We start from the raw sequence: 14,474 nt of genomic DNA on the forward strand, positions 1-14,474 counted from the left end.
TGGTTCGCCGGGGAACCAGGCGAACCAGGGTGGTCACCGCGCTAGGCGATGTCGCCCAGCTCGTCTCGTAAGCGGCTCAGGGTCCGGGCGAGCAGGCGTGACACGTGCATCTGGGACACGCCGACGCGTTCGGCGATCTGCTGCTGGGTCAGGTTGCCGCAGTAGCGCAGCAGGATGATCTCCCGCTCCCGCTCGGGCAGCGTGCGCAGCGCCTTGGCGAGCGTGGCGCGGGCATCGACCGTCGCGTAGCCGGGGTCGTCGTCGCCGAGCAGGTCGGCGAGCGAGGTGCCGTCGGCGTCGTCGGAGATGGGCCTGGACAGCGAGGCGGCCTTGTACGCCCGGGCGCCCTCCATGCCCTCCAGCACGTCCTCCTCGCTGATCCCGAGGTGGGTGGCGACCTGCGCGACCGTCGGCGAGCGGCCCAGCTCGTGGGTCAGCGTCGTGTTCGCCTCATTGATCATCAGCCGCAGCTCCTGGAGGCGGCGGGGCACCCGCACGGCCCACGTGCGGTCGCGGAAGTGCCGCTTGATCTCGCCGATGATCGTCGGTACGGCGAAGCCGGCGAAGTCCGTGCCGTGGTCGGGGTCGAACCGGTCCACCGCCTTGATCAGGCCCAGCGTCGCGGTCTGCACCAGGTCGTCGTACGGCTCGCCGCGCTCGCGGAACCGGCGCGCCAGGTGCTGCGCCAGCGGCAGCAGCTGCTCGATGGCACGGTCGCGGACCGCCGCCCGGTCGGGGTGTCCCTGCGGCATCCGCGCGAGCGTCGTCAGCAGGTCGGAGGCGACGTCGTCGAGCCGGGTGGCTGGTGCGGGCTGGTGTGTCGATGTGACGGTCATGGTGACTCCTCCCTGGGTCGCTGGCCGCCTCACCTGGGCAGTCGGATGAACGGCTAGACAGAACATAGTCGATCGGTCACCAGAAGGCTAGCCGTTCGTACGAGTAGATTACCTACGTATAGACGGCGGGCCTGCTGTCAGGCATATTCAACGAGTCGGTTAATCAACAAGTTGGTTGGATAGGGGCGGGTGATGGAGGACCGGCTGAGCGAGGTGTTCGGTGCCCTCGCCGACCCGACGCGACGGGCGATCCTGGCCCGGCTCGCCGAGGGCGAGGCGACGGTCAACCAGCTCGCCGAGCCGTTCCCGATCAGCCTGCAGGCCGTCTCCCGGCACCTGAAGGTGCTCGAGCGCGCCGGGCTGGTCAGCCGCGGCCGCAACGCGCAGTGGCGGCCGTGCCGCCTGGACGCCGGGCCGCTGCGCGAAGTGGCCGACTGGGTGGCGGGCTACCAGCGATTCTGGGTGGAGCGCTACGACCACCTCGGCGACTACCTGCAACGGCTCCAGCGAGACCAAGAGCGACAGGAGGGGTGAGATGAGCGGCAACCTGACGGTGACCATGCCGTCCGACCTGGAGGTCACGATGGTGCGGGTGTTCGACGCGCCGCGCGCGCTGGTGTTCGAGGCGCACGCGAAGTGCGAGCACCTCAAGCACTGGTGGGGGCGGGGCAACCCGCTGGACTGCGAGATCGACTTCCGGCCCGGCGGCGGCTACCGCTTCGTCGAGCACGCGCCGGACGGCGCCGACTACGCGTTCCACGGCGAGTTCCGGGAGATCAAGGAGCCGGAGCTGATCGTGCAGACCTTCGAGTTCGAGGGCATGCCCGGTCACGTGTGTGTGGAGACGCTGGAGCTGACCGAGGACGGCGGCCGCACGACCGTCACCAGCGTCACCAGGTTCGACACCAAGCAGGAGCGCGACGGCATGGTGGCCTCCGGCATGGCCGACGGCGCCCGCGAGTCCTACGACAGCCTCGACGCGTACCTGCGCACGCTCGCGGCCGACAAGGGGGTGAGTGGCCGTGGGTAAGTCGATCATCACGGCGCAGATGTCGGCGGACGCCAGCATCGGCCCGGACATCGGCTGGTACACGCCGGGGGGCGAGCACGAGGCCGACAGCGAGGACGACCTGCGCCTCGCCGGCGCGATGCTGCTGGGCCGCAAGACCTACGAGGCGCTCGCCCCCATCTGGACCGCGACCACCGGGCCCTACGCGGAGATGGTCAACGCCATGCCGAAGTACGTCGCCTCCACCGGCCCCATCGGCACGCTCGCGTGGAACGCCACGCCGCTGAAGGGCGACCTCGCCGAGGAGGTGCGCCGCCTCAAGGCCGAGCACGCGGGCAACCTGCTGACGTACGGCTGCGGCGAGTTCGCGTTCGCGCTGGTGCGGCTCGGCCTCGCCGACGAGGTCCACTTCTGGGTGCACCCCGTCGTGTGGTCCGAGCCGGACCGCCCCTTCCACGGCCTCGGCCACGTCCGGATGCGCCTCAAGGACGCCACCGTGTACCGCAACGGCGTGATCCGCCAGCGGTACGAACCCCTCTCCGTCGACGAATAGCTTTTCCCCAGGTGGGTACAGGGATCCGGTGGCTGATCTTCGGGAGACGCCGGACCGGGTCGAGGAGCCGTGGGGGCAGCGGACGCCGTACGGGCCGGGGGAGCGCTGGCCGGTCCGGGTGGACGTCCACCTCGCCGACGGGCTCGCCGAGTCCGATGTGGACCGTTGGGTGCAGAGCGCGTCGATCCTGCACTCCAACGGCGACGCGATGGACATCGCGGTCAAGGACGGGCGGATCGCCGGCGTACGCGGCCGCGCGGTGGACCGCGTCAACCGCGGCCGGCTCGACCCGAAGGACCTCTACGGGTGGCAGGCGAACAACAGCCCGGACCGGCTGACCCGCCCGCTCGTCCGCCGGGGCGGGCGGCTCGTGGAGACAGACTGGGACACCGCGATGGGCGCGGTCGTCGCCCGCTCGCGCGAGCTGCTCGACGGCCCCGGCGGGTGGGGGCGCTTCGGCTTCTACACGTCGGGGCAGCTGTTCCTGGAGGAGTACTACACGCTCGCGGTCATCGGCAAGGCCGGCCTCGGCACGCCGCACATGGACGGCAACACCCGGCTGTGCACCGCGACGTCGGCGGCCGCGCTGAAGGCGAGCTTCGGCACCGACGGGCAGCCCGGCTCCTACACCGATGTGGACCACTGCGACGCGGTCGCCCTGTGGGGACACAACGTCGCCGCCACGCAGAGCGTGCTGTGGACGCGGATGCTCGACCGGCGCCGCGGACCCAACCCGCCGGCGATGCTCGCCGTCGACCCCCGCACCACGCCCGTCGCGCGCGAGGCCGACGTGCACCTCGCCCCCCGTGGCGGCACGAACCTGGCCCTGATGAACGGGCTGCTCCACCTCATCATCCACAATGGATGGTACGACGAGCGGTGGGTCGCCGCGCACACGGTCGGCTTCGACGAGCTGGCCCGGGTCGTGGACGGGTACCCGCCGCGGCGGGTCGCGCGGATCTGCGACCTCGAGGCGGCCGACCTCGAGCGCGCCGCCGAGCTGCTCGGCCGCTCCGAGCGCCTGCTCTCCACCGTGCTGCAGGGCTTCTACCAGTCCAACCAGGCGACGGCGGCGGCCTGCCAGGTCAACAACCTGCACCTGCTGCGCCGCATGCTCGGGCGGCCGGGCGCCGGGCTGTACCAGATGAACGGCCAGCCGACCGCGCAGAACACCCGCGAGACCGGCGCCGACGGCGACCTGCCCGGCATGCGCAACTGGGACAACCCCGCACACGTGCGCGAGCTGGCCGCGCTCTGGAACGTCGACGAGATGACGATCCCGCACTGGTCGCCGCCGACCCACGCGATGCAGATCTGGCGGTACGCGGAGCAGGGCAGCGTCAAGCTGCTGTGGGTCAGCGCCACCAACCCGGCCGTCTCGCTGCCCGACCTCGCCCGCGTGCGCCGCATCTTAGCCAAGGACGACCTGTTCGTGGTGGTGCAGGACCTCTTCCGCACCGAGACCGCCGAGCTCGCCGACGTCGTGCTGCCGGCGGCGACGTGGGGCGAGAAGACCGGCACGTTCACCAACGCGGACCGCACCGTGCACCTGTCGGAGAAGGCGGTCGACCCGCCCGGCGAGGCCCGCGCCGACCTCGACATCTTCCTCGACTACGCGCGGCGGATGGACCTGCGCGACCGCGACGGGCGGCCGCTGATCCGGTGGCGGGACGCGGAGGGCGCGTTCGAGGCGTGGAAGGAGTGCTCGGCCGGGCGGCCCTGCGACTACACCGGCCTCACGTACGACAAGCTGCGCGGCGGCAGCGGCGTCCAGTGGCCGTGCACGCCCGACGCGCCGGAGGGCACCGAGCGCCTCTACACCGACGGCGTCTTCCACACCGACCCCGACTACTGCGAGACGTACGGGCAGGACCTGGCGACCGGCGCCGAGCACACCGCCGAGCAGTACCGGGCCAGGCAGCCGGCCGGGCGGGCCTTCCTGCACGCCGCCGACTACCGGCCCTCGCCCGAGGTGCCCGACGAGGAGTACCCGCTGCTGCTCACCACCGGCCGCTCGCTGTACCAGTTCCACACCCGTACCAAGACCGGCCGCGCGCCCGAGCTCAACGCCGCCGCGCCCGAGCCGTGGGCGGAGATCCACCCGGAGGACGCCGGCCCCGCCGGGATCGCGGACGGCGACCTCGTCGAGGTGGCCTCGCGGCGCGGCGCGGTACGGGTCCGCGCGGTGGTCGGCGGGATACGGCGTGGCACCGTGTTCATCCCGTTCCACTATGGATACTTCGATGTGGACCCGGCCAAGCGGGTCCCCGCGGGGCCAACGAGCTGACGCTCACGGCGTGGGACCCGGTCTCGAAGCAGCCCATCTTCAAGGCGGCCGCGGTGCGGGTCACCGCGGTCGAGCGGGGGGAGTGAGAGCCGTGCACCTCGCGCACTACGTCGGCCTGCTGCACCGGGCCCAGGTCAACCTCGCGGACGCCTTCCGGCAGGTCGGCGCCGCGCACGGCGACGAGCCGGACATCCGGCTGCTCTGCGCCCAGCAGGCGGAGGTCAGCGACAGCCACGCCGAGCGGCTGCGGCCGTTCGTGGAGCGGTACGCGGCGCAGGCGCCGGACGAGCCGGACCGGCTGCACTCGGAGCTGTTCCGGGGCACGCGGACCGGCGGCATCGGGCTGCTGCGCGACCTGCAGGACCTGTACCTGATGGCCGCCGAGTGCGACGTCTGCTGGACGGTCGTCGGGCAGGCCGCACAGGGCGCCCGCGACCGCGAGCTGCTCGCCGCCGTACAGGACTGCGAGCGGGAGACCGCCACGCAGCTCTCGTGGCTGCGCACCCGGATGAGGCAGGCGGCACCCCAGGCGCTCGTCGTGGCCGGCTGAGCGCCTCGGATGGAGCAGTCCGACCTCGCGTACATGGTCGTCGGCGCGGGCGCGCTGCTGGCCGGGATCCTGCCGCGGCTGCTGGAGCGGCGGCCGCTGTCCATGCCGATCGCCTTTCTGGGCCTGGGCGTGCTGGTCTTCGCGCTGCCGACCGGACTGCCCGACCCGGACCCGCTGGCCCACCCCGAGCTGGCCGAGCACCTGACCGAGGTCGGCGTGATCGTGGCGCTGATGGGCGCCGGGCTGAAGATCGACCGGCCGATGGGGTGGCGGCGGTGGGCGGCCACCTGGCGGCTGCTGGCGATCGCGATGCCGCTGACCATCGCGGCCACCGCGCTGCTGGGCTGGTGGTGGGCCGGTCTCGTGCCGGCGGCCGCGCTGCTGCTCGGTGCCGCCCTCGCGCCGACCGACCCGGTGCTCGCCTCGGACGTACAGGTCGGCGAGCCCACCGACCGCGAGGACTCCGAGGACGAGGTGCGCATCACCCTCACCTCGGAGGCGGGCCTCAACGACGGGCTGGCCTTCCCGTTCGTGTACGCCGCCATCGCCATCGCCACCGTCGGCAGCGACCCGGGCGCCTGGCTGGGCGAGTGGCTGCTGACCGACGTGCTCTACAAGTCGGTCGCCGGGCTTGTGGGCGGCCTGGTCGTCGGGCGGCTGCTCGGGCGGCTGTTCTTCCGCGCCCGCTCCGAGGTGCTGCGCATGGCCCACCACTCGGAGGGCTTCCTCGCGCTCGCCGCGACCTTCCTCGCGTACGGCGCGGCCGAGCTCGCCGGCGGCTACGGCTTCGTGGCCGTGTTCGTCGCCGCCCGGGCGATCCGCGCCGCCGAGCGCTCGCACGAGTACCACCAGGTGCTGCACGACTTCGCGGAGCAGACCGAGCGGCTGCTGACGGTACTCCTGCTGCTGCTGTTCGGCGGCGCCGTCGTCGGCGGCCTGCTGGCCCCGCTCACCTGGCCCGCGGCGGCGGTCGGCCTCGCCCTGATCCTCGTGATCCGGCCCGCGGCCGGCTGGCTGTCCCTGCGCGGCGCGCCCGGCACGCGGGCCGAGCGGTGGGTGATCGCCGCGTTCGGCATCCGCGGGATCGGCTCGTTCTACTACGTGTCGTACGCCCTGACGCACGCCGACCTGCCCGGCGCCGACCTGCTGTGGGCGGTCGTCGGGTTCGCCGTGGCCACGTCGGTCGTCCTGCACGGCGTCGCCGCCACGCCGGTGATGCGGTGGCTGGACCAGGCGAACGCCCGCACCAGCGGGCCGACCTGACCCGTCGCGGTGGGCGCCTCCGCCGCCGGGCAGGTCAGCGAGCGCGCGGGTACCACGTGGGCGTTTCTGCTCGTGCCCGCGGCGCTCGGCGCCGCACGGGCCGTCGCCGGCCGGCGCCGTGACACGCCGCGCCGCGCCGACCGCGGGCCTAATCGGGATGTACCGGCCGCGCCGCGCCTCTAGTGTCTGGGTCGATGACTATCGCGTATGACGTGGCCGGCAGCGGCCCCACCGTCCTTCTGATCCACTCCACCGTCTGTGACCGGCGCATGTGGGACCCGCAGGTGCCCGCGCTGGTCGGCGCCGGCTACCGGGCGGTCCGCGCCGACCTGCGCGGCTTCGGCGAGACACCGATGCCCGACCGGCCGTACGACAACGCGCGCGACATGCTCGACGTCCTCGACGACGCCGGCGCCGACCGCGCGGCGGTGGTCGCGGCCTCCGGCGGCGGCCGGGTGGGGCAGGAGCTCGCCGCCCGCTGGCCCGCGCGGGTGAGCGCCCTGATGCTGGTCAACACCGCGGTGGACGGGCACGAGCCGGGCGAGGAGCTGCGCGCGTTCGACGAGCGGGAGGAGGCGCTGCTGGAGGCGGGCGACGTCGACGCCGCCACCGCGCTGAACGTCGCCACCTGGCTCGGCCCGCACGCCGACGAGGCCACCCGCGCGTGGGTGGCGCGGATGCAGCGGCACGCGTTCGAGGTGCAGCTCGCCGACAGCGCCGAGGTCGAGCGGGTGCGCGTGGCGTACGACGTCTCGGCCGTCACCGCGCCGACGCTGCTCGTCTCCGGCGCGCACGACCTGCCCGACTTCACGCGCATCGCCGCCGGCCTGGCCGCCCGGCTGCCGCACGCCCGCCACGTCCCGCTCGACTGGGCCGGCCACCTGCCGAGCCTGGAGCGCCCGGAGGCGTTCAACGCGCTGCTGCTCGACTTCCTCCGCGGTGGCGATGGCTGAGCCGCACCCAGGGGCGAGCCGCACCGCGGTCCTGGTGTGCCAGGGTCGGGCGGTCGCCGACGGGCGGCTCGCGCCGGGCCGCTTCGCCGACCCGGTCGCGATGTCGCTGCTCCGCCCCGACGAGCGGGCCGCCGTCCAGCGGGCCCGCACCGACGTGCCGCCGCGGGGCGTGGCGGCCCGGATGGAGTACGAGTCGCTGTCCGCGCTCGCCGAGACGATGGTGCCGCGCACGGTCGCGATCGACGACGCGGTCGCGGCCCGCGCCAACCCGCAGCTCGTCATCCTCGGCGCCGGGCTGGACGGCCGCGCGTGGCGCATGGCCGAGCTGTCCGATGTGGACGTCTACGAGGTGGACCGCCCGGCATCCCAGGCCGACAAGCGCGACCGGGCGGCCGCCCTCGAGCCGATCGTCCGGTCGCTACGCTGGGTGAGCGCCGACCTGGCCCACGACCCGCTCGGCCCGACGCTCGCCGCCGCCGGCCACGACGAGGCGTCGCCGACCTCATGGATCTGGGAGGGCGTCGTCCCGTACCTCAGCCGCGCCGACGTCGCCGCCACCGTGCGCGCGCTCACCGTCCGCTCGGCCAAGGGCAGCCGGCTGGTCGTCAGCTACCAGTCACCGTCGCTCAAGGCCACGCTCGGGCTCGGCGCCGCCCGCCTGACCGCGCGGCTGTCCCGCCGCCCGGACCCGATGGCCGGCGAGCCGCGCCGCTCGGCCTGGACCCCGGTGCGGCTGGGCGAGCTGCTCACGGCCGCGGGGTGGGCGGTCGCCACCGACGACGACCTGCTCACGGTCGCCGGCCGGCTGGGCACCACCTCCCGCTACCCGGCCAGCACGCGCGCGGGTCGCGTCGCCGTCGCGGACAGACCCTGACTCCTCCGAGCTGCCGCGGCGTCCGCCGTGGTCCGGACCGTTGCTCCCGCGGCCTCACCCTTCGCGGTGGGCCAGCTCCCGGACAGGCCCCGACCGCCGGCGGGGGCCCGCGGTCGGTCACCCGCCCTGCCTGCCGGGCGGTTGATCAGGGAGTTGGTCGGCGCGCCGGCCGGCGTGTCCACCCACCAGATCCCTGATCAACGGCCCGTCCCGGGGTCCGTGGCGCAGCCGTGGGGTTGCGCTGCGTGACTGTGGCTTCCGGCGCGTTGGCCGTGGTCTGCGCGGCGGGTTTGGGTGGTTTGTTCCTGCGCAGACCACGGTGACGCGTGGTGAGGGCTAGCCGTTCGGGCGGGAGGGGATCGCCTGCAGCGCCCAGCTGTTGCCGTCGGGGTCGCGGAAGTAGACGAAGTTGCCCCACGGCTGCGGGTCGACGTCGCTGGCCTCCACGCCGGCGTCAAGCAGCTGCTGGCGGGCGGCCGCGGCGTCGGCGACCACCACCTGGATCTCCTGCGTGCCGGGGGCCTTCTCGGTGATGCCGTCGCCGATCACGATCGAGCAGGCCGAGCCGGGCGGCGTCAGCTGCACGAAGCGCAGGCCGTCCTGCACCTTGTGGTCGTGGTCGGCGTTGAAGCCCACCTTCACGTAGAAGTCCTTGGCCCGGTCCACGTCGGTGACCGGCACGGGGATGAGTTCGATCTTCCAGTCCATGACCCCCACCCTAGGACGGCGGTCCGACATCCGGTTGCCGATCGCCGTGGCTCGGGCCCGTCATCGCGTGCAGCTGACGCGGACCGTGCACCGTCCACCTTGTACCGGTGGCGGGGCTTGACCCGCGGGCCCGGCAGCGGAGGCCGGGGAACTCGGCGAGCCCTGGCGAGCCGCCGGCCGCAGCGGTGCCCGCGGGAGCGTGCGGTCCGCAGGTGACGCGGGCGGGGGAAGATCAGGCCTGAAGGTATTTCTCTAGGCGACCGGCGCGCGGTCGGCGGGCAGGCGGGCGGCCATCAGGCGGTAGAGGCCGGCGCTGGCGGCGATCACGACCGGCGCGAGCACGAAGCCCGCCGCGACGCTCGCCGTGCCGTCCAGGATCGCGCCGTCCAGCGCGGCTCCCAGCGCCGCGCCGCTGGTGAACGCGGTCGCCACCCACGCGAACGCCTCCGCCGCCGTGCCGCTCGGCGCGATCCGGTCGACCGTCACGAACGTGGCGGTCAGCAGCGGCGGGAGCGCCAGGCCGCTGAGCACCGCGAGCGGCAGCATCACCGGCGGCGGGGCGGCCAGCACCAGCGGCAGGTAGCCTGCGGCGAGCGCGGCGGCCAGCCACGGCGCGTGCCGTTCGGGGAGCTTGAGCCGCGTGTTGACGAGGCCGCCGACCAGCGCGCCGGTCGCCTGCGCGGCGAGCAGCCACCCCGCCCACGAGCGGTCGCCGGCGTCCTCGGCCAGCCGCGTCACCGCCACCGGCAGCGAGCCCACGCCGGCGCCCACCAGCACGACCGCCGCGAGCAGGAGGCGCAGCGGGGTGGAGCGGAGGGGGCCGGCCCAGTGGCGTTCGGCGGCGACGCCGCGCCAGCGCCGCACCGCCGGCGCGGAGACGAACCAGGCGGTGCCGGCCAGTTGCAGCGCCGCGGTGGCGTACAGGCCGGCGGCCGGGCCGCCCGCGCCGATGGCGGCCACCGACACCAGCGGGCCGACGATGAAGATCAGCTCTTGGACGGCGATGTCCAGCGAGTACGCCGTGTGCACGCGCGACTCGGGCAGCAGGTCGCGCCACAGCACCCGCAGGCCGGACTCGAACGGCGGCGCGCCCGCACCGGCCAGCACCGCCGCCGCCACCGCCACGCCGAGCGGCGGCTCGCCGGCCGCGAGCGTGAGGAAGCCGGCGGTGGAGACGGTGACGCCGGCGAGCATGACGGGCGGCTGGCGCCACCGGTCCGCGATCCGGGCGAGCATCGGACCGCCGGCGGCGAGCCCGAGGGTGTAGCCGGCGACGAGCAGGCCGGCTATGCCGATCGACCAGCGTTCGCGGGCGAAGAGCAGCAGCGCGACCGGCGAGGAGGCGAGCGGGATGCGGCCGACGGTGCTGGCGGCGAGCACGCGGGCCACCTGGGCGGCGCGCAGTACGGCGAGCACACCGGTGTCGGACATACAGGACACTCCCGATGAGGAAAATCGGCGACAGGACGGCGGCGGTGGGCGCGCTGGGGCGCCGGGCCGGTCAGGGGGCGAAGTCGCCGCGCTCGTGGTCGTTGCCGTAGAGCGGGAGGTCAGGCGTGACCCACTGGCGGAAGGCGCGGTGCGGGATCACCGCGACACCGTACCGCGCCGGCACCGCCGCGTGCGAGGCATAACCTGGCGCCGTGGTGGTGCACGAGCTGTCCCGGCAGGAGGCGCGCCGCATCGCCGTGCGCGCGCAGCTGCTCGACTGCGCGCGCCCGTCCGGGATGGCGCAGGTGGTGCGCCACCTGACGTTCCTGCAGGTCGACTGGACGTCCGCCGTCGCGCCCAGCGCCGACCTTGTGCTGTGGAGCCGCCTCGGCTCGGCCTACCGGCCGGCCGAGCTGGCCCGCGCGCTGGAGACGCGTTCGCTGGTCGACCTGCGCGGCCGGATCCGCCCCCGCGAGGACCTGGCGCTCTACACGGCGCGGATGGCCGCGTGGGAGGGGCGCACGGGGCTGAAGGACTGGGAGGTGGGCCAGCGCGCGTGGGTGCGCGCCAACGACGCCTGCCGCCGCGACATCCTCGCCCGCCTCGACGTCGACGGCCCGCTGCCGGCGTCCGCCTTCCCCGACCTGTGCGCGGTGCCGTGGGGCTCCTCCGGCTGGAACAACAACCGCAACGTCGGCATGCTCCTGGACCTCATGGTGCGCCGCGGCGAGGTGGCGGTGGCCGGCTACGACGGGCGGGAGCGGCTGTGGGACGTGGCCGCGCGGGTGTACCCGGACGAGGTCGTGCCCGAGGCGCGGGCGGCGCACATCCGCGGCGAACGGCTCCTGCGCTCACTGGGCATCGCCCGCCCCCGCCAGTCCGAGGACTCGGCCGACCTCGGCCAGGTGGGGGAGCCGGCGCGGGTGGCGGGTGTACGCGGCGTGTGGCGCGTCGACCCGGCGCAGCTGGGCCGCCCGTTCCAGGGGCGGGCCGCGCTGCTGTCGCCACTGGACCGGCTGGTCTTCGACCGCAGGCGGATGGCCGAGCTGTTCGAGTTCGACTACGCGGTGGAGATGTACAAGCCGGCGGCGAAGCGCCGGTGGGGCTACTACGCGCTGCCGATCCTCTACGGCGACCGCCTGGTCGGCAAGCTCGACGCCACCGCCGACCGCAAGGCCGGTGTGCTGCGCGTCGACGCGGTCCACGAGGACGCGCGGTTCACGAAGGCGATGCGGGCGGCGGTGACGGCCGAGATCCGTGATCTCGCTCGCTGGCTCGGGCTCCCGCTCGACCTGCCGGGCGAGTTCGCGTGAGAAGCCGCCGGCAGCGGCGGGCGTGCGGCGCGGCCCGGGGTTTTGTGCAGCGACAGTCGTCCCAGATCAGCACGATCGGGGCCCGCAACTGTTGGTGGGAGACCTCGACAGCCGGCCTGGCCCGCACCCTGCCGCATCTGCTCACGCTGTACTCGTTGCGCCCGGTCAACGCCGCCACCATCGCCGTATCGCATGAGACCGGCCGACCCGACACCCGCCATCCCTGTCGATCACCCGCAAGCGTCACAACGGATCGCGGTCCGGGTGAGCCTTCTTTGAGTCCGGCGCCGAGTTGGATGGGAGCTGCCGCTGTGCCGGCGGTTGCGGCCTTACCCTATGCGGTCGCCCGGCTCGACCCAGGAGCCCGCTCCGGCAGATCTTGGCAAGTTGGCGTCGAGATGGCGCGCCAACTCACCAAGATCTCGACGCTCACGCCGCCCGCGCCCGATCGGCAGTCACAGACCGCGATGACGGTGCCGGCGGACTCGTGCACTCCCGGCTTGATCTGCAGAAGCACGGGTATGCGTCCTGCCTGGTCAATGCCTTCCCGTGCAGACACCGTGAGCTGGGAAGACACCGGAAGCTCCACGATCTCAACAGCACCCGGGGTTGAGGTGGGCGACCGCGGAGGGTGAGGCCGCGGGAGCAACGGTCCGGACCACGACGGGCGTCGCGGTAGCCCGGATCTGTTTCGGATTGGAGCTTCTGAACCGGCTACCTACCACGATCGCACCCCACCCTGACGCCACAGGTCTCTAGCTGAACGCCTTCACCTCCAGCAGGCCGACCGACAGGTTGGGCGCGCTCTGCAGGACCACGCGCAGCCGGGTCGTGTTGACCGGCGAGAACGTGACCGTGTTGTAGGCGTTGGCGTTGCGGGTGTACGCGCCCGCGCCCGGTACGTCCACATAGGAGCTGCCGGTCCAGTACTGCAGGCGCCACGAGGCGGGCAGGTCGATGCCCTGGTTGTCGTCGAAGAAGTACACCTGGACCTGGCTCAGCGCCTGCGCCGACGGCCACGTCAGCTCGGCCCACTGCTCGCCCTGCTGCGGCCACGTGCCCCAGCGGCTGCCCTGGTTGGGTGCGCCGCTGTTGGAGCTGGCCGGGTCGCCGCCGGTGTTGACGGCGGCGCAGCTCTCCCACGTGGAGGTGTACGAGCAGGACGCGGTCGCCGCCGTGGCCAGGTTGCCGCCGCCGGTGCCGCCGCCCCCGACCGTGAGCTGGAACGTGCGGGTCACCGGCGTGCTGAGCGCGTCGTAGTCGCGCAGCTCGACGGTGAACGAGTACGTCCCGGCGGCGCTGGGCGTGCCGCTGATCGTGCCGGTGAAGCGGTCCAGGCTCAGCCCGGCCGGCAGTGCGCCGCCGGTCACCCGCCAGTCGTAGAAGGGCACGCCGCCGCGGGCCGCGAGGGTCTGCGTGTACGCCTGGCCGGTCGGCGCGTCGGGCAGGCTGGTGGTCACGATCGACGGCGCCAGGAACGGCGTGAGGTTGCGGTTGAGCGGCCACCCCGCGTTTTCGGCGACCAGGAGCGCGAGCTTGGTCAGCATCCACCGGCGGGTGGGGAAGAGGTGGGTCCAGCCGCCGCTCTGTCCACTGAGGCGGTCCCAGTACGGTGACGTGCCGGGAATGTGGTAGCTGCTGTCGAGCGGCACGGTGCGGCCCTGGTACGCGATGACCTCCTGGTCGTTCGCGCCGCTGGTGTTGACGTAGTTGCGCATGCCGGCCCAGTCGCTGTGGAAGGCGACCGCGTGGCCGTACTCGTGCATGACGAGGCCGTGCACGTCCAGCACCGAGCCGGCGATCTCGGTCCGGTACCAGTCCTCGTCCGCGAGCGAGGTGAACAGCTGCTTGCCCGCCTCGTCGTACTCGAAGATCATGGCGGTGGATCGGTGGATCGGTCCGGCCACCTGCTGCCCGCCGCGGGTGTGGTACTGGCCGTTGCGCGCCGGATACCCGGTGGAGTAGGGCGTCTGGATCCCGCGGAAGTACACGTACATGCCGTTGTAGGCCACGTTGTTGGTGACGTTGACCGTGTTCTGCCAGTCGTTGCCGGGCAGGTGGTTGGACTCGGCGCCGGCCGCGACCGTGTCGAACGGCTGCAGGTTGAAGAACCGGAACCAGTCCTTCACCCCCTCCTCGGCGGCCGTGCGGAAGGCGGCGTTGTTGAAGTACCCGGTGATGGTGTCGTACCGGTAGTCGAAGTTGACGGGGATCGTCGGTTCCAGCGCGGTCTTCTGGTCCTGCTGGACCCGGATCGGCATGGTCTGCACGTAGCTCGTGCCGTTGCCCGCGCGGACGGTGAGCCGCATCGTGTAGAGCTCGTCGGCGCCGGGCGCGCGCTTGGAGTGGATCGCCAGCTTGAAGGTCTTCGCCTCCGAGGAGTTGGCGAACGTCAGCTGCTTGGTGGCCCCCGTCGCGGTGAGCTGGCTCGGCAGATCCATCATCAGGCGCGAGGTGCCCTCGGCCTTGAGGTCGATGGTCACCGGGAAGGGCACGTCGGTCGGCGGCCGCACGGTCAGCTCGATGTACGGGTTGGCCAGGTAGCCCTCCCAGTCGACGAGCTTGACGCCGTAGTCGTTGACGACCCGGCCGAACCTGTCGACCACCGTGGCCGTACCGACCGCGTGCGCCGGTGTCGCGACGAGCAGGGTGGCGACCAGCACGAGCACGGCGGGCAGGATGGCGCGTCTCATAATC

The 14,474-nt window shown here is 73.3% G+C and carries 13 protein-coding genes; 9 read left to right on the forward strand and 4 right to left on the reverse strand.

Features of this window, described 5'->3' with window-relative positions; translation table 11 throughout:
* Positions 1-41: 41 nt before the first annotated feature.
* Entirely contained in the window at positions 42-836 is a 795-nt protein-coding gene (locus tag Phou_RS34650; RefSeq protein ID WP_173064230.1) for an RNA polymerase sigma factor SigF, read from the reverse strand.
* A 192-nt stretch (positions 837-1,028) separates the two neighbouring features.
* On the opposite strand from Phou_RS34650, the gene Phou_RS34655 reads away from it, so the two are divergent.
* From Phou_RS34655 to Phou_RS34690, 8 genes are all read left to right on the forward strand, one after another.
* Positions 1,029-1,370 carry an ArsR/SmtB family transcription factor gene (locus tag Phou_RS34655; protein ID WP_173064233.1) on the forward strand — a complete coding sequence of 114 codons (342 nt, stop codon included), beginning with the start codon at positions 1,029-1,031 and terminating at the stop codon, positions 1,368-1,370.
* Position 1,371: 1 nt separating this feature from the next.
* On the forward strand, positions 1,372-1,866 hold the full coding sequence (locus tag Phou_RS34660) for an SRPBCC family protein (RefSeq protein WP_173064236.1): 495 nt from the start codon (positions 1,372-1,374) through the stop codon (positions 1,864-1,866).
* On the forward strand, positions 1,859-2,398 hold the full coding sequence (locus Phou_RS34665) for a dihydrofolate reductase family protein (protein ID WP_173064239.1): 540 nt from the start codon (positions 1,859-1,861) through the stop codon (positions 2,396-2,398). Before Phou_RS34660 ends, Phou_RS34665 begins: the two co-directional genes overlap by 8 nt.
* A gap of 28 nt (positions 2,399-2,426) precedes the next feature.
* Entirely contained in the window at positions 2,427-4,685 is a 2,259-nt protein-coding gene (locus Phou_RS34670; RefSeq protein WP_246274054.1) for a molybdopterin oxidoreductase family protein, read from the forward strand.
* Positions 4,686-4,776: 91 nt separating this feature from the next.
* Positions 4,777-5,235, forward strand: a complete 459-nt coding sequence (locus Phou_RS34675; RefSeq protein WP_173064242.1) for a hypothetical protein — start codon at positions 4,777-4,779, stop codon at positions 5,233-5,235.
* 9 nt (positions 5,236-5,244) lie between these two features.
* Positions 5,245-6,498 (forward strand): cation:proton antiporter, encoded by a 1,254-nt coding sequence (locus tag Phou_RS34680; RefSeq protein ID WP_173064245.1) that lies wholly within the window; start codon positions 5,245-5,247, stop codon positions 6,496-6,498.
* A gap of 194 nt (positions 6,499-6,692) precedes the next feature.
* Positions 6,693-7,451, forward strand: a complete 759-nt coding sequence (locus Phou_RS34685) for an alpha/beta fold hydrolase (RefSeq protein ID WP_173064248.1) — start codon at positions 6,693-6,695, stop codon at positions 7,449-7,451.
* On the forward strand, positions 7,444-8,325 hold the full coding sequence (locus tag Phou_RS34690; RefSeq protein ID WP_173064251.1) for a class I SAM-dependent methyltransferase: 882 nt from the start codon (positions 7,444-7,446) through the stop codon (positions 8,323-8,325). Before Phou_RS34685 ends, Phou_RS34690 begins: the two co-directional genes overlap by 8 nt.
* 336 nt (positions 8,326-8,661) lie before the next feature.
* Here Phou_RS34690 and Phou_RS34695 read toward each other — a convergent pair whose 3' ends face one another.
* The gene (locus Phou_RS34695) at positions 8,662-9,033 is read right to left on the reverse strand and encodes a VOC family protein (RefSeq protein ID WP_173064254.1); all 372 of its coding nucleotides are present in this window, start codon (positions 9,031-9,033) and stop codon (positions 8,662-8,664) included.
* 252 nt (positions 9,034-9,285) lie between these two features.
* Positions 9,286-10,464 (reverse strand): MFS transporter, encoded by a 1,179-nt coding sequence (locus Phou_RS34700; protein ID WP_173064256.1) that lies wholly within the window; start codon positions 10,462-10,464, stop codon positions 9,286-9,288.
* A gap of 212 nt (positions 10,465-10,676) precedes the next feature.
* Between Phou_RS34700 and Phou_RS34705 the strand changes: the two genes are divergently transcribed.
* Positions 10,677-11,777 (forward strand): DNA glycosylase AlkZ-like family protein, encoded by a 1,101-nt coding sequence (locus tag Phou_RS34705; RefSeq protein WP_246274055.1) that lies wholly within the window; start codon positions 10,677-10,679, stop codon positions 11,775-11,777.
* Positions 11,778-12,532: 755 nt separating this feature from the next.
* On the opposite strand, the gene Phou_RS53495 is transcribed toward Phou_RS34705, so the two are convergent.
* On the reverse strand, positions 12,533-14,470 hold the full coding sequence (locus tag Phou_RS53495) for an Ig domain-containing protein (RefSeq protein ID WP_246274056.1): 1,938 nt from the start codon (positions 14,468-14,470) through the stop codon (positions 12,533-12,535).
* Positions 14,471-14,474: the final 4 nt, after the last annotated feature.

It is taken from the genome of Phytohabitans houttuyneae, from assembly GCF_011764425.1.
GTDB lineage: Bacteria > Actinomycetota > Actinomycetes > Mycobacteriales > Micromonosporaceae > Phytohabitans > Phytohabitans houttuyneae.

What these genes read in the sequence shown, in the direction of transcription:
- Phou_RS34650 (WP_173064230.1), bottom strand. Translation starts at nt 836, where the DNA reads ATGACCGTCACATCGACACACCAGCCCGCACCAGCCACCCGGCTCGAC.
- Phou_RS34655 (WP_173064233.1), top strand. Translation starts at nt 1,029, where the DNA reads ATGGAGGACCGGCTGAGCGAGGTGTTCGGTGCCCTCGCCGACCCGACG.
- Phou_RS34660 (WP_173064236.1), top strand. Translation starts at nt 1,372, where the DNA reads ATGAGCGGCAACCTGACGGTGACCATGCCGTCCGACCTGGAGGTCACG.
- Phou_RS34680 (WP_173064245.1), top strand. Translation starts at nt 5,245, where the DNA reads ATGGAGCAGTCCGACCTCGCGTACATGGTCGTCGGCGCGGGCGCGCTG.
- Phou_RS34685 (WP_173064248.1), top strand. Translation starts at nt 6,693, where the DNA reads ATGACTATCGCGTATGACGTGGCCGGCAGCGGCCCCACCGTCCTTCTG.
- Phou_RS34690 (WP_173064251.1), top strand. Translation starts at nt 7,444, where the DNA reads ATGGCTGAGCCGCACCCAGGGGCGAGCCGCACCGCGGTCCTGGTGTGC.
- Phou_RS34695 (WP_173064254.1), bottom strand. Translation starts at nt 9,033, where the DNA reads ATGGACTGGAAGATCGAACTCATCCCCGTGCCGGTCACCGACGTGGAC.
- Phou_RS34700 (WP_173064256.1), bottom strand. Translation starts at nt 10,464, where the DNA reads ATGTCCGACACCGGTGTGCTCGCCGTACTGCGCGCCGCCCAGGTGGCC.
- Phou_RS53495 (WP_246274056.1), bottom strand. Translation starts at nt 14,470, where the DNA reads ATGAGACGCGCCATCCTGCCCGCCGTGCTCGTGCTGGTCGCCACCCTG.